This window comes from Pseudoalteromonas sp. A757 (genome assembly GCF_004103285.1).
Taxonomy (GTDB): Bacteria; Pseudomonadota; Gammaproteobacteria; order Enterobacterales; family Alteromonadaceae; genus Pseudoalteromonas; species Pseudoalteromonas galatheae.
The window spans coordinates 429,422-449,276 of sequence record NZ_QNQN01000074.1 but is presented as its reverse complement, the minus strand read 5'-3'; the positions used below and the strand labels follow the sequence as shown (position 1 = coordinate 449,276).

Here is a 19,855-nt window from a genome sequence, read left to right as displayed (position 1 = left end):
TCTGAACAAACGCTGAGCCATAATGAACAAAATGCAGTCAGCTGAATCGAAGAAGAGTGCTTTATTGGCATTTTTCTGTGTTACCCCACATGGATGTGAGGTAAGGGTCTTTACAAGAGCATAAAGCTGTTCACCTGAGACATTGAATATCAATGCCACGCAAGCCCTGCTTTGTATGAATGGCAATCAAACTGCTGCGAAACAAAGAGGAAAGATAAACTGATCCTATGTCAGTATATGAGGCTCAAGCATAATATAAGTTTAGAGCTTTATTGTCATAAGTGTAATTATTTTTAATTGGTGATGGTAATTACATGATTATTGAAACGCCCTAGACACAAGCATCTATTCAAGTATAATTCCGATAATTAGTTTGGCTACCAAAAAAATTAATAATGGATTATTGCATGGAACGTTGGTATCTACTTTATTGTAAACCGAAACAGGAATTCAGAGTTCAGTCAAATCTTCAAAGTCAAGGGATCGTATCTTGCTTTCCGACTTTCATAAAACAAAAAAACTCAAGTGCGAAAGCGATAACACAACCTCTTTTTCCACGGTATTTATTTGTTCGTCTTGATCCACATTCTTCTCACTTTTCTGCGGTAAAAAACACTCGAGGTGTTGCTAATTTCATTCGATATGGAATGGATCTACAAATAGTACCAGATGAACTAGTTAATAAGCTCATGCAATCTTGCAATGTTGAGGTGCAATGCGACTTGAAAGAAGGCGATCTGGTTCAGTTGACAGACGGTTGCTATAAGGATATTCACGCGATATTTCAACAACCTGACGGAGAATTACGAAGCATTTTATTAATTAAATTGCTTAATCAGTATACGAGAATAGTTGTTGATAACGGCATAATTAAAAAGGTACAATGAAAAATTAATCCTTTATTCCTATTTATTTGTAACGTTAAAGGTGTACTGTGTTGTCGGTTAAGTTATCTAAGTTGAAATTTGAATCTTCTCTACTCAAAAGAGTAAAACAGCTCAGGATGAGTGGTTTTGGCCCCTGTAGGCTAGATTTGCTCTGTAATAACTTTGATTTTACTAAAGATAATTAATTAGCTGGATAATACAGCGACAAGCTACTTTAAAAGTTTAATCAAAGCTATGGCTGATGAATGAACAGCATTTTATTTGGGTGCGTTAAGTTAAGTGTAGATACATCACCTTGAGATATCTTTGCGGCCCGAAGCACAACAAATAAAAACTAGAACAGCATTTAGGAGCTGCAACCTAAGGGCGGAAGCGTGCCTAAAAATATTGAGAAGGGGTGAGCCAGGCAGTTGTGTCCATAGTTGGTAGATGAACAGACGTTCTATCTTAGAGAGACTGTAATAATTGGCTCTTCGTTCTATATTTGGTGTGTTAGTTGCAAAATGATAAATAAAATGGTTTGCGCTAAATAAAGGGTTCTGGTGAAAATTTACGGGGCTAAAACACAAATTCTTATCACATAGCAGATAAAACACGGAACTAAGAGTGAGAACAGCTGCAAAACCTAGTACTCACTTGCGATTAACAATCGTGCATGCTTTAATTAGCCCACGAAATTTCTGTTGTCTTTACGTTATTAAGTAAAAGGCAATAAAAGTAATTAAAAGAAAAGACTATAAACACTTTTGGGAAGATACAATGGCGCTACGCTGTAAAACTATCATTGCTTCAACTGTATTACTTGCAATGAGTGGCTGTACACTCGTTCCAGGTGGCCATTTCGAAGGAATAGGTTCTGGTGAACAAACTGCAAACCTTGAGCGAGATCTTGAGAAAGTAAATATTCATATTATCGACTCGCAATTGGTGCAAGAACATAAAATCAAACGTGCGAAACAAATTGATCACTCGTCGCTTGCGGGTATTGATGTTTCAAATTACGAGTATCGTCTTGGCGTAGGTGATGTAATCACCATTGGTGTGTGGGATCACCCTGAACTCACTATTCCAGCAGCTGTACAACGAACAGCAGAGTTTGACGGTTTCCGTGTTCAAGCCGATGGTACAATTAACTTTGCTTATGCGCCAAAGGTTCCTGCTGCTGGCCGCACAGTAACCGAGCTTAGAACTGACCTTGCAAAAAGACTAAGTCGTGTTATTGAAGAGCCGCAAATCGACGTAAAAGTGGTCGGTTTTAAAAGCCAAAAAGCGTATGTAACCGGCGAAGTTACAAAACCAGGTGTGTATCCAATCACAGAAACTCCAGTGACACTCATTGATGCTATCAACCAAGCTGGCGGTTTAACAGAAAGTGCCGATTGGGAAACAGTGTCCTTTACTCGTGGTGACAAAACAGAAGTTATTCAACTCGATGACTTTTATGCCGAAGGTGACATTTCACAAAACCGCTTACTTAAACACGGTGATATTGTTCACGTAAGTCGTAATGATAAACGCAACGTGTATGTGTTGGGTGATGTAATTAAGGCGGGCAAAGTAGACGTAAACCGATATGGCTTAAGCCTAGCTGAAGCACTAACGGATGTCGGTGGCTTTAACGAGCGTACAGCAGACGCAAACGGTGTTTTTGTCTTGCGTAAGCGCGACCTGCAAAAAGATGGTGTACTAGCAGATGTATATCAACTACATGCTAAAAACGTAGCCTCTCTAGTACTTGCAGAACAGTTTGAACTTGAGCCGCAAGATATTGTTTATGTGACTAGCGCGCCGCTTGCTCGTTGGAACAAAGTTATCAGCTTATTATTGCCTTCATTGTCTACAGTGGATGCGATTCAAGATATAGAAAATCAGTAATTGTGAGTACTCATGTTTGATAGTGTTTTAATGGTTTGTGCTGGTAATATCTGCCGCAGTCCTACGGCAGAGTATCTGCTAAAAAACAAACTAAGTGGCAAAAATGTAGCTGTTTCGTCGGCTGGATTAACCGCCCTAGAAGGAAAAGCCGCTGATGCATTAGCGCAGGAGTTGGCGAAAGAACAAGGAATCGACATGAGTGAGCACCAAGGTCGCCAGTTAACTGGTACCTTGGTTGCACAAAATAGTCTCATCCTCGTAATGGAGCAAAGGCATTTAACTGACCTTTGCAGCCGTTACCCTCAAGCCCGTGGCAAAACCTTTTTACTTGGTAAATGGATTGGCGATAAAGAAATTCCAGATCCATATCGCCAATCACGTGAAGCGTTTGAGCATGTTTATGAGCTTATCGATAGCGCCTGTAGCGCTTGGCAACAGTATTTATAAGGATCCGTGAGTATATGAATGCTCAGCCAAATCTTATCTCTAATCAAAAGTCATCAAAAGAAGAGACGCAAGAAATCGATTTAATGGCGCTAGTTGGCGCATTATTAGATGCTAAGTTTTTTATCGCAGGCATTACTGCACTGTTTATGCTGTTAGGTATAGCCTACGCAATATTTAGCACGCCAATCTACCAAGCAACTGCAATGGTTCAGGTAGAGGAAAAGGGCGGGTCTGTTCCTGGTTTTGACGATATGTCTGGTATGTTTGAAAGTACCTCTGCGGCAGTGACTGAAATCGAGCTACTAAAATCTAGAAGCGTCATTGGTGAAGCGGTCGACACATTAAATTTAGATACCGTTGTTGAACCAAAACTATTTCCACTATTTGGTAGCCGCAGCTTTCGTAAATTTGTTGCACAAAGCGAAGGCGAAGTTGCAGAGCCAAGCCTCGGCGCAAGCTCTTATGCGTGGGGTGGTGAGCAAGTTGAAATACATCGATTTAAGGTACCAAGTAGTGCAGTAGGCGAAGAGTTTGTTTTACAAGCGAGAACAGATGAGTCTTTTGCATTATTAACAAGTGACGGCGACGAAGTACTCGCAGGTAAAGTAGGCGAAGAAGTAAAACAAGGCCAATTTGAGCTGACTATTAAGACTTTGATAGCACGTCCAGAGACCGAGTTTTCGATCGTTAAACGTAACCGTCTTCAGACGATTTTAGATCTACAAAGTGCAATATCCGCGTCTGAGAAGGGGAAAGACTCCGGCATTATTAACTTGGCACTTCAGAGTGCTAGCCCTGAATATGCAGAAAAAGTGCTAGATAAAGTGGCTGGTATTTATGTGCGTCGTAATGTGGAGCGTAATAGCGCGGAAGCGCAGCAGTCTCTTGAATTTTTAGAAGTGCAGCTTCCTGAAGTTAAGCGTAACCTAGAGCGCGCAGAAAAAGCCTTTAATGACTATCAAATTCGCCAAGAGTCTATTGATATTAGCCTAGAAACACAGGGCGTTTTAGAACAAATTGTAAAACTAGAAACTAAACTGCAAGAGTTAGAGCTAAAGCGTTTAGAGCTTGGCCGTAAATTTAAGCGTGAACACCCCTCTTACCGCGGTGTGGTAGAGCAAATTGATACCGTAAAGCGCCAACGCAACGAATTAGCTGGTGAAGTACAAGGCTTACCAGAGACTCAGCGCGAGCTGCTACGCTTAAAGCGTGATGTAGAAGTAAATAATGAAATCTACACGCTGCTTTTAGGTAAAACGCAAGAGTTAGATATTGTGCGTGCGGGTACGGTAGGCAACGTTCGCATAGTGGATTACGCAGAGGTAAATACTACCCAGCCAGTCAAACCTAAAAAAGCGCTAATCGTTGTGATGGCAACCATGCTGGGCGCTATGTTAGCTGTTGCTATTGTGCTTGTGCAAAAAGCGCTGCATAAAGGTATTGAAGACCCAGCGGAAATAGAAGCATTGGGTTTGCCTGTATACGCCAGCGTGCCCTTTTCAGAGTATCAAGTAAAACTCACTGGTTTTGCAAAGGCGCGCAAGGGTAAAGTGGCAAAGGCAAAATCGATACTTGCCATGGATAACCCTGCAGACCTTTCTGTTGAGGCGCTACGTAGCCTCCGTACTAGCTTGCACTTTGCTATGCTAGAAGCAAAAAACAATGTTATTGCTATCTCAGGTCCAAGTCCTGGCGTGGGTAAATCCTTTATTACCGTAAACCTTGCAACCGTGCTGGCGCAAAGTGGCAAACGCATTCTTGTTATTGACGCTGATATGCGTAAAGGGTACCTACAAACTCAGTTTGGCATGAAATGGGATGACGGTTTAAGTGATTATCTCTCTGGCCGATTGAACCTAGCGCAAGTGATTAAGCCAAGCCAAGTAGAAGGTTTGCAAGTAATGACCCGAGGCCAAATACCGCCGAATCCATCTGAGCTACTAATGCATGAAAACTTTAGCAAGTTGATTGGGGAAGTGAGCAAAATGTACGACTTAGTTATTGTTGATACTCCTCCAATCTTAGCGGTAACAGACCCTGCAATTGTGAGTGCCCATGCAGGTACAACATTACTAGTAACCCGTTTTGGTCAAAATCATGCAAAAGAGCTAGAAATTACACGAAATCGTTTTGAGCAAAATGGTATTGATGTAAAAGGGGTGGTATTCAACGGTGTTGTTCGTAAATCAACCAACGCCTATGGTTACTACGGCTACTACAACTACGAATACAAATCAGATAAAGCATAAATTAACTGCGGCTTTTTGCCGCAGTATCTGGCTTGTCTACGAAAGTCGAGAATGCCCCCGTTGTTGAGATTTTTCCGCTATAAAAAAATATTTATAGTTAGGCTGCACCATTATTGCTTTTTGATAGGGGCTGAATGTTGAATTCGGGAATCAATTGAGCGTGAATACGAGCGATTGGGTGTTATAAAAATAGGTGGGCTTACATAGGTCAAGCTTATCTTCTTTAGATAAAATTCTAAGCTTACTTCAATAAATATATTTTTACTCTTAATTAAGAGCTTAGACCAATTCAAAAGACCTAAGAATTGAGATGAATTTAATTGATACTAAAGGTATTTATCAATGAGCAATATATTAAACTTAATAGGTAGAAATAAGCTCTTGTTTGATCAAGATATAGAACGAGCAGAGGAGCTGTTATCGGAAATTGTATCGCAGTCCCGATTTTTGGTTATAGGAGGCGCGGGCTCTATAGGTCAAGCGGTTACAAAAGAGATCTTTAAGCGTAATCCGAAAAAATTGCACGTTGTTGATATCAGCGAAAACAATATGGTTGAGCTTGTTCGAGATATTCGTAGTACCTTTGGTTATATTGCCGGTGATTTTCAGACCTTTGCGTTAGATATTGGCTCAATTGAATATGATGCCTTTATCGACGCTGATGGTGAATATGATTATGTGCTTAACCTATCAGCTTTAAAACACGTGCGCAGTGAAAAAGATCCATATACGCTCATGCGAATGATAGATGTTAATATTTTTAACACTGATAAAACTATTCAGCAATCCATTGATAAAGGTGTAAAGAAATACTTTTGCGTTTCTACTGATAAAGCTGCAAATCCAGTGAATATGATGGGAGCCTCAAAGAGAATTATGGAAATGTTTTTAATGCGTCGTAGTGAGAAAATTGATATTTCGACAGCTCGCTTTGCAAATGTGGCATTTTCAGACGGCTCTTTGCTGCATGGATTTAATCAGCGAATCGAAAAAAGGCAGCCAATAGTCGCACCTAATGATATTAAAAGGTATTTCGTAATTCCACAAGAATCAGGCGAACTTTGTCTAATGTCGTGTATTTTTGGTGAAAATCGAGATATATTTTTTCCAAAACTTAGTGAGCTATTACATTTGGTGACATTTTCAGACGTTGCGAAGAAATACTTAGCTGATAAGGGCTATGAGCCTTATTTGTGCAATGATGAAAATGAGGCTAGAGCATTAGCTAAGATATTACCAGAGCAAGGTAAATGGCCGTGTTTATTTACTGATAGTGATACTACAGGTGAGAAAGACTTTGAAGAGTTTTTTACTGACAAAGAAGTGTTAGACATGACGCGCTTTGATAATTTAGGAATAATCAAAAATGAGCCACTCTACCAAGAAGAGCTGTTGACTTTATTTGAAGAGCAAATTGCACAAATGAAGGCCGATCGAGTCTGGAATAAAGAGCAAATTGTTGAACTTTTCTTCAAGATGATTCCTGATTTTGGTCACAAAGAGACTGGTAAATACCTAGACGGTAAAATGTAGGTGAAATATATGGATTGCAACAGTTTTGTTGACTTTGTACGGGATACATACTCAACCAACGAATTTATTCCACTTCATGCACCTACTTTTAGCGGTAATGAAAATAAGTACGTAAAGGAAACAATTGATAGCACTTTTGTTTCTAGTGTTGGCAAGTTTGTTGATGACTTTGAGCGTAAAATAGAAGCTTTTACTGGTGCGGTGAAAGCTGTTGCTACTGTAAATGGTACTGCCGCATTACACACTGCGTTATATATGGCAGGGGTAGAACGAGGTGACTTGGTTATTACGCAAGCACTAACGTTTGTTGCAACTTGTAATGCTCTTTACCATATGGGCGCAGAACCAATATTTGTTGATGTGTCTCATGTAAGTTTGAGCCTGTGCCCTATTGCTGTTGAAAACTATTTAGCTGAAAATGCAGAAGTAACAGAAAATGGTTGTCATCATAAGTTAACGGGCCAGCGCATTAAGGCTATTGTTCCAATGCATACTTTTGGGCACCCTGCTGAATTAGATGAGCTTATACTTGTATGCAGAAAATGGGGGATTACGTTAGTCGAAGATGCTGCAGAGAGTTTAGGCTCTTACTACAAAGGCAGGCATACAGGCACTTTTGGTGATTATAGCGCAGTAAGCTTCAATGGAAACAAAATTATCACAACAGGTGGTGGTGGAATGGTGCTGTGTGCAAACGAGGAAGGTGGGCAGCGAACTAAGTACATAACGACTACCGCAAAGGTTCCTCACTCTTACGAATTTTTCCATGATGAGCCGGGATTTAATTATCGCATGCCAAATATCAACGCGGCCTTGGGGTGTGCGCAAATGGAAGTGATTGATACGTTTTTGGAGCAAAAACGCAAGCTTGCTTGTCACTATAAGGAATTTTTTGCAGGTAGCGATGTAAAGTTTGTTACTGAGCCTGAGTACGCTAAGTCGAACTACTGGTTAAATGCAATTGTTTGCCCTGATGTAGAGAAGCGCAATGAGATACTCAAGTATGCAAACAAGGCTGGTGTGATGACTAGGCCTGTTTGGCAATTGATGCATCGTTTACCTATGTTTGAGAATGCTCTAAGAGGCGATTTGACGAATTCAGAGTATTTAGAGGCGCACCTTATTAATATTCCAAGTACACCTGTAGTGAGAAGTATATGAGAAAAATAGCTGTATTTACCGGCACTCGAGCTGAATATGGACTTCTATATTGGATTATCAAAGGGCTTCATGAGTCTGAACGGGCAGAGCTTCAGCTAATTGTTGGAGGGATGCACTTATCTCCAGAGTTTGGCAAGACAATAAATCAAATAGAAAATGATGGTTTTGACGTATCAGAAAGACTTGAGTTTTTATTATCTTCTGACAGCCCTGTGGGCATTTCTAAATCAATGGGGCTTGCACTTATAAGTGCTTCAGAAGCATTTGAAAGAAATCAGCCAGATTTGTTAGTAGTGCTTGGTGACCGGTTCGAGTCAATGGCTATTACTCAGGCAGCCATGGTCGCACAGATCCCGGTCGCACATATACATGGTGGTGAAACTACCGAGGGGCTAATTGATGAAGCCGTTAGGCACTCACTTACCAAAATGTCGCATCTTCATTTTACAGCCACAGAAACATATAGAAAGCGGGTCATCCAACTAGGAGAGGATCCAAACAAGGTATTTAACTATGGTGCTCCTGGAATCGATAGCATCAAGTCGCTTGAGTTGTTGGATAGAGAAGCTTTATCGCGGGCAATTGATTTTGATGTCTCCTCTAGTTCTTATATTGTTGTCACATATCACCCCGTAACTCTTGATAAAAGTGGGGCTTCACAAGGCTTGGAAAACTTGCTTAGTGCGCTTGAAGAATACAACGATTATAAGTTAATTATTTCATACCCCAACGCAGATACACATGGCCGAGCTCTGATCTCTTTATTGAATGAGTTCAAAGAAAAGCATTCTACAAGAGTGTTGTTGGTTCAATCTTTAGGACAGCTGCGTTATTTAAGCTTGTTGAAACATTGTGATTTAGTTATAGGCAATTCTTCAAGTGGTTTAATTGAGGCTCCTACGTTCAATGTTCCGACAATAAATATTGGCGACAGACAAAAAGGGCGTATATCGGGAGATACAGTTTTGCATTGTACTGATGATAAGAATGCAATTCTCCACAGTTTGGAAGTAGCAACTTCTAAGAAGTTTAAAAAGCAATGTGCAACAGCTATTAATCCATATGGTGATGGTGATAGCTCAAACAAAATACTTTCGCAACTACTTAGTTTTCCTATAGAAAATTTAGTTTACAAAACATTCTACGATTTATAATTAGAGGCACCATGCGAGTTGGCTTTATTGGATGTGTTCACTCAAGCAGGATGGCACTAGAGACATTACTAAGTATTGAAGGTATTGAAGTATGTGCCGTAGTGACTAAAAAAAACTCAGCTGTGAATGCTGATTTTTGCGACTTGTCTCCTGTTTGCTGTGACAGAAATATACCCTTTCATTATGAAGATTCAAAAAATAAGACTGCATCTAAAGCATTTTTAAGCGACTTCGATTTGGATATTATTTATTGTGTTGGTTGGAGTTATTTGCTTGATGAAGAGTTATTAGCAATGCCTAAACAAGGCATTATTGGCTTCCACCCTGCAAAGCTACCGCAAAATAGAGGTCGCCATCCAATCATATGGGCATTGGCATTAGGGCTGAGCGAGACTGCATCGACATTTTTTAAAATGGATAGCGGGGCTGATTCTGGTCCGATTATTAGCCAGGAACCAATAAATATTGATATGGATGAAAATGCGCAGTCTTTATACGATAAAATTCTCCATACGGCACAACAGCAAATCAAAAACTTTACAAAGGCTCTTTTGGAAGGCTCTGCCGTATTTGCTGAACAAGACCAGCAAAGTGCAACATATTGGCGGAAGCGCTCACGTAAAGATGGACTGATTGATTTTAGAATGTCGGCTGAGTCGATCCATAATCTGGTACGTGCTCTTGCACCTCCTTATCCATGCGCTGAGTTTTTATGCAAAGAAAATCTAGTGCAAGTACGCCGTTCAGAAATACTACAACAGACTGTTCCCGCAAATATCGAACCAGGAAAAGTACTGGAGAAAAGAGGGAATAGCATTTTGGTTAAGGCCGCTGGAACACAAGCTATTTGGCTCCATGACGCGGTTTTAGAGGATATAGATGTGGGAGATTATTTGTGAAAAGTGTTTTAGTTGTGGCTCCCCATGCAGATGATGAAACGTTGGGTTGTGGTGGCACAATATTAAAGTTAAGTGAGCAAGGTTATCAAGTTCATTGGCTCGTAGTGACGGGCATGACTAAAGAAGCAGGCTTTTCAGAAGCTCAAATTGCTAAAAGACAAGAAGAAATGCTTAAAGTAGCTCAGTGCTATAACTTTACCAGTGTACATGAGCTTATGTTACCCCCAGCAAAGCTGGATGTGTTGGCTAAGGGTGATGTTATTGGACCTATCGCGCAGGTAGTGTCACAGGTGAAGCCTGAGATTGTGTTTACGCCGTATAGGAATGATGCACATAGTGACCATGAGATCGTCTATGATGCAGTTATGTCTGCGACCAAGTCATTTCGATACCCATTCGTAAAAAGAGTTTTAGCATATGAAACAATGTCAGAAACAGATTTTGGGCTAAAGCCTGAAAGTTCAGGCTTTAAAGCCACAACTTATGTGGATATTTCTGCATTCCTAGATGAAAAACTCAATATACTGGAAATATTTGAATCAGAAGTTGGGGAATTCCCATTCCCTAGGTCACGTTTGGCTCTTGAATCTCTTGCAAGAGTTAGGGGAGTTCAGTGCAACTCTGAAGCAGCTGAAGCGTTTATGCTAATTAAGGAGATAATATAATGACATTGATAATTGCTGAAGCTGGAGTAAATCATAATGGCAATGAAGAGCTAGCCTTTGCATTAGTTGATGCTGCGCATAAAGCGGGTGCTGATATCGTTAAGTTTCAAACTTTCAAAGCCAAAAATTTGGTGACGGAGTCAGCACAGCAAGCTGAGTATCAGGTAGCAAATACCGGTATCCAAGAGTCACAGTTTAGTATGCTTAAACGGTTAGAACTAAGCTATGAGGTACACCATCAATTGGTGGAGTACTGTAATAATCTTGGTATTGAGTTTTTATCTACTGCGTTTGATTCAGAAAGTTTAGACTTCTTAGTGAATGATTTAGGCTTAAAACGTTTGAAGTTACCATCAGGTGAGTTAACTAACGCTCCTTTGGTACTTGAGCATGCCCGTACAGGTTGTGATTTAATTGTGTCAACGGGGATGGCAACATTGGCAGAAATTGAAGCTGCTTTAGGAATGATTGCGTTTGGCTACATGAATCAAGAGGACAGCCCTACAGATGAAAAAGTGCAGGCGGCATATTTTTCAGATGAAGGAAAAAAGCTTTTGAAAGAAAAAGTAATTGTACTTCATTGTACAACGGAATACCCAGCCCCTTTCGAGGATATAAACTTGAACGCAATGGATACCATTGCAAATAGCTTTAAACTTGCTGTGGGATATTCTGACCATAGTGAAGGCATTGTTGTACCGATATCTGCAGTGGCAAAGGGTGCAGTGTTAATAGAAAAGCACTTTACGTTAGACAAGTCATTACCAGGGCCCGATCATAAAGCATCGTTAGACCCAGAGGAGCTTGCGTCAATGGTGGATGGTATTCGTATTGTTGAGAAAGTATTAGGTGATGGCATAAAAGGACCCAGACCAACAGAAATAAAAAATAAAGTGGTCGCTAGAAAAAGTCTTGTTGCTGCAAAAGCAATTTCAGTTGGGGAAAGCTTTACCTCTAACAACTTAACGATCAAAAGGCCTGGTCACGGCATTGAACCGTCAAAATACTGGAGCTACTTGGGCAAAGAAAGTAGTAAAGGGTACGAGGCTGGTGATTTAATCGATGAGTAAGATCAGTTACCTGATGTTAGGGGCTGGGGGGCATGCAGCTGTTCTTGCGGATATTCTGTATTCACAAGGAAAAGAGTTAGTTGGTGTCGTTGCCCCAGAAGTAGTTGTAGGACATGGTATTTTTACAGGTGTTCGCCACTTTGATAGTGACGATGCGGTATTAGATTTTAATCCTAAAGACGTATTGCTAGTCAATGGTATCGGGGCGATGCCTAGGCAGTCATTGAGGCGTTTACTCTATAATCGCTATCGAGATTTGGGGTATTCATTTGCTACTATCGTTGCTGACTCAGCCATCGTATCAGAATATGCTGTGTTAGAAGCTGGAGCTCAAGTGATGCAAAATGCAGTTATTAACATCGGCTCGAGAATTGGCGAAAATAGCATCGTCAATACCTCTGCAACAGTCGAGCATGATTGTGATATTGGTGAGCATTGTCATATCGCTCCAGGCGCAACATTAAGTGGTCAGGTTGTGTTAGAAAAGTGCGTTCATATAGCGACAGGTGCTAGTATTATTAACAACGTCACAATTGGTGCCGAAACTATCATCGGAGTAGGTGCAAACGTCACGCATTCTATTCCATCTAGGAAAGTGGTTTATGGAGCAAAAAGTTTTTGCAAAGGAGCAGATGGTGAGTATTAAAAACTGGGAGAACATCATAATCAGCCCTGATGACTCGATCAAAACAGCACTTTCCGTCATTGATAAAGAAGCATTACGACTGGCTATCGTCGCGAAAAATGGGGTTCTAAAAGGTGTGGTAACTGATGGGGATATAAGACGAGCGATACTAAAAGGTACTGAGCTGTCATGTATTGTTGAAGAAATAATGAACCGTAACCCTATTACAGCCTGCGCCTCATTAAGCAGTAATGAACTACAAAAAATGATGAAGGAAAATGAAATTCTATCGTTACCTATTGTTGACGATGAAGGCAGAGTGGTTGGACTTAAAACATTGTACGATACCTTTTTAGTTGAAAAACGCAATAACCCTGTTTTCATCATGGCTGGCGGCTTTGGTACACGTTTACGTCCTTTAACAGACGATTGTCCTAAACCTATGCTTAAGGTGGGTGGCAAGCCGATGTTAGAAATTTTAATAAATAACTTTAAGAACCATGGATTTTATAGGTTTTATATTTCCACACATTATTTACCAGAAATCATCGAAAATTACTTTGGTAACGGTAGTGATTTCGGTGTAGAAATTACTTATGTGCATGAAGAAAAGCCCCTTGGTACTGCTGGCGCTCTATCGTTACTGCCTGAATCACTCCCGAAAGAGCCGTTAATCATGATTAACGGTGATATCTTAACGAATGTTGATTTTAGTAAGCTATTAGATTTCCATATCAAACACAACAGTAATGCGACAATGTGTGTTCGTGATTATGCATTGAAAGTACCTTTTGGTGTTATTGAAGGTGAAGGAAATACAATTTCTAAAATTGTTGAAAAACCTACCTATCGTTATTTTGTCAACGCGGGGATATATATTATTTCGCACGAAATTATAGACTCTTTATCGGTTAATGAGCATCTTGATATGCCCACATTGTTTGAGAATAAACAAAATGAAGGGTTTACGACTTTAAAATTCCCAATATATGAATATTGGTTGGATGTAGGTCGTCATGATGATTTCGCTAAAGCGCAAACAGACATTTATGAATTGGGGTTATAAATGAAACCAAAAGTGTTAGCGGTTGTACCGGCTCGTGCCGGAAGCAAACGTTTACCTAATAAAAATGTAAAACTTCTGAATGGCTTGCCTTTGATTACCTATACTTTCGAAGCAATTAAAAACTCAAAATATATAAGTGACACGATTGCCACATCCGATTGTCCAGAAGTACTTAAAATCAGTCAACAATACAAGAATATATATCCGTTAGATAGACCTAAAGAGCTTGCATCTGATACAGCTTCTTCTGTAGATGTTTTGTTGCACGCAGTTGAGAAAGCCCAAGTTTTATTAGGGGAATTTGATATCATTTGTCTTTTACAGCCAACATCTCCTCTGAGAACTGCAAAAGATATAGACGATGCCATATCATTGTATATCGAAAAAAAGGCAAAGGGAGTGGTATCAATGGCCAAATGTGAGCACTCGCCGCTTTGGGCGACCCCTCTTGAAAGTGAGAGTGATTTTAAAGAGTTTATAAAAGGTTTATCGAACACTCGTTCACAAGACTTAAAAGCGTTTTATCAATTGAATGGCGCAATCTACTTGGTTGATAAGAGTACGTTTTTAGCTACAAAGAAATTATTCCAAGAGGACGACTATTATCCATTTATAATGTCACCTGAAAAGTCTTTAGATATTGATACTGCTCTTGATTTTAAGTTGGTAGAACTTGTCATGGGGGAGAAGGAAATTGCTGGCTATAATTGAGTCACCCTATCAGCTACAAAATGCGTTGTCTTTATTTAAGCATCTGAATATCGATAAGAGTGAATGTGTGGTATTTATTAGGGATAATGGAAACGAAACGCAACGAAAACAATTCGATTCGCATTTAGATGGTTTAAAACCCAAATTTTTCTATTTACCGGCTAGAGGTATAACGAAAATACCATTAATAATCTACTTTTACTTAAGATATATTCTTTCATTATGTACAGAGAAGGAGATGGTGTTCGGCGATGCTCGTTCTATTGTTTGTCGGCTATTAATTAAAGTTTCAAAATACCTTAACAGAAAAGTTTACTTCGTTGATGATGGGTTGTATTTGATATCATATGTAAATAAGCTACGTAGTGTTCCATGCTTTCTCTATACTTCTTTACCCATTGTACCATTTGATGGTGATGTATTTTCTGTAATAAACAATGAAATAGAACTGTTTGAATATTATGAAGAAAAATCTAGTGTATCTTTTATTGGTCAGCACTTGGTTGAGCTTGGCTTTATCAATAATGAAGATTATTTAAAAGTATTAGAGAATATAAAAGAAAATTTTGAACCACAGTACAAACAATTTAATTATTATGCACATAGAAGTGAGTCAGAGGTTAAATTGTCAAAAATTAAACTGCTAGGTTATAGAGTGTTTCGGTTGAATTGTAGTATTGAACAGTACTTTTATAAAGGCCGTGCTAGTAAAGGTGTTTTTATTAGCTATTACTCAACTGCTCTTTTGAATATTTCTAGTGCACATAAGAATTCTGATTTTTACTTCTGTGTTGATTACTTAGACGTTAAGGATGAAACGGTTAGTGATTCTATTAAGCTTTCTTATGAAGTTTTTAATAGAGCTGGAATTAAAGAATTGAGCTTAATTTAAGTTTGTTTGATACTATAGGGTTTTATAATGAAATTCGTAATTGTTTTACTAAAAGAGCTTGCAGAAATAATCATTCGAAGATATCGATTATTGATAAATAGCCTAAAAACAGGCAAAGAAGCAGATGGGGTCTTGAATGCTATCAATAGCCTCAAATCTGAAGGCATCGCGGTTGAACATGACTTTTTTACAGCTCAGGAATGCCTTAATTTACGTAATAAAATCGATGACTTGATAGCAAGCAATTCTACAAATGTATGGATTGATGACGAAGGGGCTGACCACCGAGTTTACTTTGTCAATGAGATCGACGAAGAGTTCAATAGATTTTATGAAAACCCTAAAATCCGAAAAATCCTAGCTAAGTACACAGGTACAAGAGAACCTGAGGGAATGTTACTCGCGGCTAGAATTGATGCTCAAGACGGCAATTTAGGCTCGGGTGGAGGCTGGCATAGAGATTCACCAATAACTCATCAGTTCAAGGCTATTGCTACCTAAGTGATGTAGATGAAAATAATGGACCATTTCAATATATTAAGCAATCACATTCAAAAAGAGATGTATTGAAGTCATACTTTTCAAATTATTTTACTCCTGGTCAATACCGTTTTAGTGAGTCAGAAGTGAATCACTATCTAAATAAAACAGGGAAGAGTATAACTGAATTTACAGCTAAACAGGGGACTATCGCTTTCGCGGATACCAAAGGTATACATAGAGGTAAGCCAATAACTATGGGAAGTCGATATGTGCTATTTTGTTATTTTTGGAATGACAAAATTCCAGACCACTTTGAAACGTTGAAGCAATAAGTCACAGATGAACTTTATATCAATTCTTGGGAAAACATCCCTAGTTAGTATATTGGCTTCGTGTATAACTTACTTGAGTCACTTTTACTTGGCCGCAAATGCACATAATACTGACTTTGGTAGTTTTACCTATTATCAAAGTTTAATGCTCCTTTTTGTCAATATTATGCCATTTGGTTCAACGATGGCTGTTGTGATCTTTAGATTTAGCTTAAGCGAAAATGAATACTTTAAATTGGTGAATGAGAAAATATTTATCTTGATGCCAGTGGTTCTTCTTGTAACTGCTTCTTTTTCAACTTTTTTGTCATTCATCCATGTCATAAATGTTGACTATGATATCTTGTTTAGTGTTCTCACGATAAGTTTCTTTAATTCTGTCTCTTTAATAATAATGGGTTACTATAGGGTTACGCAATTATTTCTGAAGTATGGTACGTTATTCTTAATATATACATCTATAAATTCATTGGTTTTAGTTTTGAGTTATTTTCACTTTGGGGACTTAAAGAGTGCATTCTATATAATCTCATTATCTAGTATGCTTTTTTCCAGTATTTGTTATTACTCATTTGTGAAAGATGTAGGGCTGCCTAGATTTTTCAATGATTTCAAGAAAAAGCTAATTTTATCTTTGAGCTATGGAGCTCCGATAGTATTAAGTTCATTAACAATGTCATTTTTAGTTGTCGGAGATAAATTAATATTAGGTAATACGACTCCCGAGCTTTTAACTTCATACGGCGTAGCTGCATTAATATCTTCTACAACTCTTTTTATAGTAAATAATTTTGCATCCTCTTGGGGAGCTTTTTTAGTTCGAAAGTGTAGCGGTAATGATGAACAGCTTTTAAAATATTATAGAAAGAACTTACCAAAGCTGATTTTGGTTATCCCAATTGGCCTTACAATGCTTTTTGCACAGTACATTTTATATTTCATATTTTATCTGGAGAAAAACCCTAACCTGTTTTCTACGGTTGCAATATTGACTTCGGCATACTTAATTTTTGGGATGAGTAAGTTTTTCATGGGATATATGAACTATTTGAAAAAGAATATGGCGGTTTTCTTTAGCTCTTTAGTTGGAGTTGCAGGTGTTTTTTCTACATTTTTGCTTACTGAAGGTGTTGTAGGTATGGCTTTATCTATATTAACCGGTATGGTTATTCAGTTGTTCTTTTGCATAACATACACTAATCAGTTGTTGAAGGGGTTGTAATGTTTTATCGATTTCTTACGCTTTTTTTTAAAATTTTTGTATATAGAGGTTATTATAAAAAGTATAAATTGCCTAAAGGCTTTAGGTTCAATGGGTTTCTAATAAGAATAAATGGAAATGGTCGTATGGAAGTGGGAGCGAATACCTACATAAGCTTTTATTCTTATATAAACCTTCAGGCAGAAACAGAGCTTGTTATTGGTAACGATGTTTCGATTGGACATAATGTTAAAATTTATACATCAACATTAGATACTTCTACGTTTATTTTGGAAGGAGTTAAGAAACAAAAAAAATCGAGTGTAAATATAGGAAATAATGTATTGATTGGAGCCAATGTGTTTATTTGCCCTGGTGTAACTATTGGTGATAACGTTTTAATTGGGGCTAATAGCGTTGTGTCTAAATCGATCCCTAGTAATTCAGTGGCTGCTGGTTGTCCTGCAGTTGTAATTAAAAACTATAAAGCATAACTGCTTTAAGGGTTTCAGTAAAAATATGACGTCACTTAATTATAATTGTTTTAAATCATTCTTTATTTTCTTATGTATTACTTATCTTCCTGGGTTGATTTTTTACCCTATGTTTGAAAAAGGATATATGAACTATTATAATTTCGATGGTGGACTGTACTCCTCATTCTTGATTGTATTCCCTTTGTTTACATTGTTGGTGTTTTTGTGTTTTTATTATTTTGGAAGAATTTCTTTTATAAATTTCCCAAGGTTTAACTCAAGTTTTATTTTCTACTTGATAACTTTGTTATCGTTTTTATATCTTGCTTTAAGTGTGAATTTTTCGTTGAACTTTACATCTAGCTTTAGGCATGTAAATAGACTTTCCAATGCTGGGCCTCTTGTTTCTTTACTTTTCTTTATTAAACCTTTAATGTTTTTCATTGTAGCCTTAATGTTGATTCATATAATTAATGGTAATCAATTAGGGAGAAAGAGCAAATTCACTTTACTGCTAATATTCGCTGCTTCCGTATTGTCTGTGAATTCATCTTTACATGTTCTGGCAATTCCAATTCTGTTATGTATGTTATTAAAACCAAATTTTTATCTACTGTCTTTTCGTAATATCAATTGGCGATATATTTTAATTGCGATCATTCTTATACCAGTTGTAGTAGTTTCTGTACTTTTTATCGGTATAGGTAATAAGGTAGGGTATGATTACTTAATGACAGACGAAGGTTTGGCGTTTGTAAAAAGTTATGGTGATATTCTATTTCCAAGAATGTCAACGGGACTTTTCTCTGCTGTAATTATATTGCAGAAGTCATTAAATGGGGTTTTCTACTCAAGTGAGATAATAGATGCAATTACGTCTACTTTATATAACAGATTTTCGTTAATACTTCCTTTGGATAACTTTGATTCCTCACTTATAAATACAGTAAATCGTTTGAACTATATGGTAGTTTTTACAAATCATGCAGAAAGAGCAGGAGCGTCTCCAGGAATAATATCATCGGTTTTTTACACTCCTTTGTTTCCATTTTCATTAATTATTATTCCGGTATATATTTTTTTACTATACAGGTCTCTTGCTTATCATATGAATCCGAATGTAAAGTTAAACGTATTGTGTTGTGTAGTTTTTCCATATTTGTTGCTTAACTTGTTTGAATCACCACTGAACATACTTTATGTATTAGATCCTATCTTTATGTTGTTTTTCTCTGTTTGTGTTCTCGGTAAGTTTATTGATGTTGGAAAGGTATTTTCAAAATAAGTTGAGTCTTTTAAAAGTAGTGGAGATGAAGTGTGAATAGTAAAGAACTAGTTAGTATTATTATGCCAGCATATAATGTTGGTGAATTTATTGGGGAGTCAATAGACTCGGTTTTGAATCAAACGTACGATAATTGGGAGTTGATTATCGTAAACGATAACTCTTCAGATTCAACTTTGGAAGTGGTCGCTCCGTATTTAATAGATCAACGTATAAAATTAATCAATAATGATACTAATTTAGGCGGTGCAGGTAGTCGGAATATTGCGATAAAAGAATCTAAAGGACGGTATATCGCCTTTCTTGATTCTGACGATCTTTGGTATTCGAACAAACTTAGCGTCCATATTGAATTTATGGAAAAGAATAATGTTGGCTTTACTTACTCGGACTATAAACAGTTTTATAATGATAAAAATAACACACCTATTTTTTCGCCTATAAAAGTCAATTATAAGCAGATGTTGAAGTCGAACTTTATTGGTTGTTTGACAGTTGTTTATGATGTGGATAAATTCGGAAAGTTCTTTTTCCCAGAAACTAAGAAGAGACATGATTTTGCACTTTGGTTGAATATGCTTAAAAAGTTTGATTTCGCGTACAATGTGGGGGAAGTGTTGGCAAGTTATAGAGTTCACAACGCATCTTTATCGTCGAATAAAAAAGATGCTTTCCAATCATATCTATATATACTGTATAATTTGGAGGGTGTTAACTATTTTGTGGCTTTTTTAAATACATTATTATTTACCCTTTTAAGTTTACTAAAAAAGAAGAACAGCAAACTATATGTTTTTATAGTGAAAGTAGTCATATCAAAAGTCCAGTTTACTAAGTAGGTTTA

The 19,855-nt window shown here is 37.8% G+C and carries 19 protein-coding genes; all 19 read left to right on the top strand.

Going from position 1 to position 19,855, the window contains the following annotated elements:
* The first annotated feature begins 407 nt into the window (after positions 1-407).
* Positions 408-887, top strand: a complete 480-nt coding sequence (gene rfaH / locus DRB05_RS21570) for a transcription/translation regulatory transformer protein RfaH (RefSeq protein ID WP_128728740.1) — start codon at positions 408-410, stop codon at positions 885-887.
* 759 nt (positions 888-1,646) lie between these two features.
* Entirely contained in the window at positions 1,647-2,762 is a 1,116-nt protein-coding gene (locus tag DRB05_RS21565) for a polysaccharide export protein (protein ID WP_128728739.1), read from the top strand.
* A 12-nt stretch (positions 2,763-2,774) separates the two neighbouring features.
* Positions 2,775-3,209: a low molecular weight protein-tyrosine-phosphatase gene (locus DRB05_RS21560; protein ID WP_128728738.1), complete on the top strand. Its 435-nt coding sequence runs from the start codon at positions 2,775-2,777 to the stop codon at positions 3,207-3,209.
* Between the two features lie 14 nt (positions 3,210-3,223).
* Positions 3,224-5,458, top strand: a complete 2,235-nt coding sequence (locus tag DRB05_RS21555; RefSeq protein ID WP_128728737.1) for a polysaccharide biosynthesis tyrosine autokinase — start codon at positions 3,224-3,226, stop codon at positions 5,456-5,458.
* A 342-nt stretch (positions 5,459-5,800) separates the two neighbouring features.
* Positions 5,801-6,991 (top strand): UDP-N-acetylglucosamine 4,6-dehydratase, encoded by a 1,191-nt coding sequence (locus DRB05_RS21550; RefSeq protein WP_128728736.1) that lies wholly within the window; start codon positions 5,801-5,803, stop codon positions 6,989-6,991.
* Between the two features lie 9 nt (positions 6,992-7,000).
* On the top strand, positions 7,001-8,152 hold the full coding sequence (locus DRB05_RS21545) for a LegC family aminotransferase (protein ID WP_128728735.1): 1,152 nt from the start codon (positions 7,001-7,003) through the stop codon (positions 8,150-8,152).
* Positions 8,149-9,306: a UDP-N-acetylglucosamine 2-epimerase gene (gene neuC, locus DRB05_RS21540; protein ID WP_128728734.1), complete on the top strand. Its 1,158-nt coding sequence runs from the start codon at positions 8,149-8,151 to the stop codon at positions 9,304-9,306. Before DRB05_RS21545 ends, neuC begins: the two co-directional genes overlap by 4 nt.
* A gap of 101 nt (positions 9,307-9,407) precedes the next feature.
* On the top strand, positions 9,408-10,205 hold the full coding sequence (locus tag DRB05_RS21535) for a formyltransferase family protein (RefSeq protein WP_161568706.1): 798 nt from the start codon (positions 9,408-9,410) through the stop codon (positions 10,203-10,205).
* Entirely contained in the window at positions 10,202-10,870 is a 669-nt protein-coding gene (locus tag DRB05_RS21530) for a PIG-L deacetylase family protein (protein ID WP_128728732.1), read from the top strand. The genes DRB05_RS21535 and DRB05_RS21530 overlap by 4 nt, the downstream gene beginning before the upstream one ends.
* Positions 10,870-11,940 (top strand): N-acetylneuraminate synthase, encoded by a 1,071-nt coding sequence (gene neuB, locus DRB05_RS21525; RefSeq protein WP_128728731.1) that lies wholly within the window; start codon positions 10,870-10,872, stop codon positions 11,938-11,940. Before DRB05_RS21530 ends, neuB begins: the two co-directional genes overlap by 1 nt.
* Positions 11,933-12,586: an acetyltransferase gene (locus tag DRB05_RS21520; protein ID WP_128728730.1), complete on the top strand. Its 654-nt coding sequence runs from the start codon at positions 11,933-11,935 to the stop codon at positions 12,584-12,586. The genes neuB and DRB05_RS21520 overlap by 8 nt, the downstream gene beginning before the upstream one ends.
* On the top strand, positions 12,543-13,631 hold the full coding sequence (locus DRB05_RS21515) for a nucleotidyltransferase family protein (RefSeq protein WP_240036285.1): 1,089 nt from the start codon (positions 12,543-12,545) through the stop codon (positions 13,629-13,631). Before DRB05_RS21520 ends, DRB05_RS21515 begins: the two co-directional genes overlap by 44 nt.
* Positions 13,632-14,342, top strand: a complete 711-nt coding sequence (locus DRB05_RS21510) for an acylneuraminate cytidylyltransferase family protein (protein WP_128728729.1) — start codon at positions 13,632-13,634, stop codon at positions 14,340-14,342. It abuts the gene before it with no gap.
* The gene (locus tag DRB05_RS21505) at positions 14,326-15,234 is read left to right on the top strand and encodes a hypothetical protein (protein ID WP_128728728.1); all 909 of its coding nucleotides are present in this window, start codon (positions 14,326-14,328) and stop codon (positions 15,232-15,234) included. Before DRB05_RS21510 ends, DRB05_RS21505 begins: the two co-directional genes overlap by 17 nt.
* 27 nt (positions 15,235-15,261) lie before the next feature.
* Entirely contained in the window at positions 15,262-15,735 is a 474-nt protein-coding gene (locus DRB05_RS23060) for a hypothetical protein (RefSeq protein ID WP_240036284.1), read from the top strand.
* 321 nt (positions 15,736-16,056) lie between these two features.
* A complete protein-coding gene (locus DRB05_RS21495) occupies positions 16,057-17,271 on the top strand; it encodes an oligosaccharide flippase family protein (RefSeq protein WP_128728727.1) in 1,215 nt (404 codons plus the stop codon).
* The gene (locus tag DRB05_RS21490; protein ID WP_128728726.1) at positions 17,271-17,744 is read left to right on the top strand and encodes an acyltransferase; all 474 of its coding nucleotides are present in this window, start codon (positions 17,271-17,273) and stop codon (positions 17,742-17,744) included. The genes DRB05_RS21495 and DRB05_RS21490 overlap by 1 nt, the downstream gene beginning before the upstream one ends.
* A gap of 316 nt (positions 17,745-18,060) precedes the next feature.
* Positions 18,061-19,011 (top strand): hypothetical protein, encoded by a 951-nt coding sequence (locus tag DRB05_RS21485; protein WP_205125746.1) that lies wholly within the window; start codon positions 18,061-18,063, stop codon positions 19,009-19,011.
* A gap of 32 nt (positions 19,012-19,043) precedes the next feature.
* Positions 19,044-19,850 (top strand): glycosyltransferase family 2 protein, encoded by an 807-nt coding sequence (locus DRB05_RS21480; protein ID WP_240036282.1) that lies wholly within the window; start codon positions 19,044-19,046, stop codon positions 19,848-19,850.
* The last annotated feature ends 5 nt before the right edge of the window (positions 19,851-19,855 follow it).

Excerpts from the sequence above, each read along its gene's own strand:
- DRB05_RS21545 (WP_128728735.1), top strand. The coding sequence starts at position 7,001 with ATGGATTGCAACAGTTTTGTTGACTTTGTACGGGATACATACTCAACC.
- DRB05_RS21550 (WP_128728736.1), top strand. The coding sequence starts at position 5,801 with ATGAGCAATATATTAAACTTAATAGGTAGAAATAAGCTCTTGTTTGAT.
- neuB (WP_128728731.1), top strand. The coding sequence starts at position 10,870 with ATGACATTGATAATTGCTGAAGCTGGAGTAAATCATAATGGCAATGAA.
- DRB05_RS23060 (WP_240036284.1), top strand. The coding sequence starts at position 15,262 with ATGAAATTCGTAATTGTTTTACTAAAAGAGCTTGCAGAAATAATCATT.
- DRB05_RS21520 (WP_128728730.1), top strand. The coding sequence starts at position 11,933 with ATGAGTAAGATCAGTTACCTGATGTTAGGGGCTGGGGGGCATGCAGCT.
- DRB05_RS21490 (WP_128728726.1), top strand. The coding sequence starts at position 17,271 with ATGTTTTATCGATTTCTTACGCTTTTTTTTAAAATTTTTGTATATAGA.
- DRB05_RS21495 (WP_128728727.1), top strand. The coding sequence starts at position 16,057 with ATGAACTTTATATCAATTCTTGGGAAAACATCCCTAGTTAGTATATTG.
- DRB05_RS21555 (WP_128728737.1), top strand. The coding sequence starts at position 3,224 with ATGAATGCTCAGCCAAATCTTATCTCTAATCAAAAGTCATCAAAAGAA.
- neuC (WP_128728734.1), top strand. The coding sequence starts at position 8,149 with ATGAGAAAAATAGCTGTATTTACCGGCACTCGAGCTGAATATGGACTT.
- DRB05_RS21510 (WP_128728729.1), top strand. The coding sequence starts at position 13,632 with ATGAAACCAAAAGTGTTAGCGGTTGTACCGGCTCGTGCCGGAAGCAAA.
- DRB05_RS21560 (WP_128728738.1), top strand. The coding sequence starts at position 2,775 with ATGTTTGATAGTGTTTTAATGGTTTGTGCTGGTAATATCTGCCGCAGT.
- DRB05_RS21565 (WP_128728739.1), top strand. The coding sequence starts at position 1,647 with ATGGCGCTACGCTGTAAAACTATCATTGCTTCAACTGTATTACTTGCA.
- rfaH (WP_128728740.1), top strand. The coding sequence starts at position 408 with ATGGAACGTTGGTATCTACTTTATTGTAAACCGAAACAGGAATTCAGA.
- DRB05_RS21515 (WP_240036285.1), top strand. The coding sequence starts at position 12,543 with ATGGAGCAAAAAGTTTTTGCAAAGGAGCAGATGGTGAGTATTAAAAAC.